This window comes from Streptomyces filipinensis (genome assembly GCF_014649495.1).
Taxonomy (GTDB): domain Bacteria; phylum Actinomycetota; class Actinomycetes; order Streptomycetales; family Streptomycetaceae; genus Streptomyces; species Streptomyces filipinensis.
Map to the genome: position 1 here is coordinate 1 of NZ_BMTD01000081.1, position 971 is coordinate 971.

At 66.5% G+C, this 971-nt stretch carries 1 protein-coding gene; it reads right to left on the reverse strand.

Annotated features, from left to right (window positions below):
- A partial coding sequence (locus IE244_RS41555) for a carbamoyl phosphate synthase preATP-grasp domain-containing protein (RefSeq protein ID WP_444545085.1) occupies positions 1-971 on the reverse strand: 971 nt, incomplete at both ends.

Here is a 971-nt window from a genome sequence, read left to right on the forward strand (position 1 = left end):
AGCACGTCCTCCAGCGTGAGCGGCTCGAAGTACAGCCGGTCGGAGGTGTCGTAGTCCGTGGAGACGGTCTCCGGGTTGCAGTTGACCATCACCGTCTCGTAGCCGGCATCCGACAGCGCGAAGGAGGCGTGGACGCAGGAGTAGTCGAACTCGATGCCCTGCCCGATGCGGTTCGGCCCGGAACCCAGGATGATCACGGCGGGCTTCTCACGCCGCGCGACCTCGGTCTCCTCGTCGTAGGAGGAGTAGAAGTACGGCGTCCTCGCCGCGAACTCCGCGGCGCACGTGTCGACCGTCTTGTAGACCGGGCGGATACCGAGCGCGTGCCGGACCTCGCGGACCACGTCCTCGCGCAGCCCGCGGATCTCGCCGATCTGCTGGTCGGAGAAGCCGTGCCGCTTGGCCTGCGCCAGCAGCTCACGCGTCAGCTCCGGCGCCTGGGCCACCTCGTCCGCGATCTCCTTGATCAGGAACAGCTGGTCCACGAACCACGGATCGATCTTCGTGTACTCGAAGACCTCCTCCGCCGTGGCACCCGCACGAATGGCCTGCATGACCGTGTTGACCCGACCGTCGGTGGGACGCCGCGACTCCTCCAGAAGCAACGCCTTGTCCCCGGGAACACCCGTGAACGTGAACTGGCTGCCCTTCTTCTCCAGCGAGCGCAGCGCCTTCTGGAACGCCTCGGGGAAGTTCCGGCCGATCGCCATGGCCTCGCCGACCGACTTCATGGTGGTGGTGAGCGTGGAGTCGGCCTGCGGGAACTTCTCGAACGCGAACCGCGGGGCCTTGACGACCACGTAGTCCAGCGTGGGCTCGAAGGAGGCCGGGGTCTCCTGCGTGATGTCGTTCGGGATCTCGTCCAGTGTGTAACCCACGGCCAGCTTCGCCGCGATCTTGGCGATCGGGAAACCCGTCGCCTTCGACGCCAGCGCCGACGAACGCGACACCCGCGGGTTCATCTCGATGAC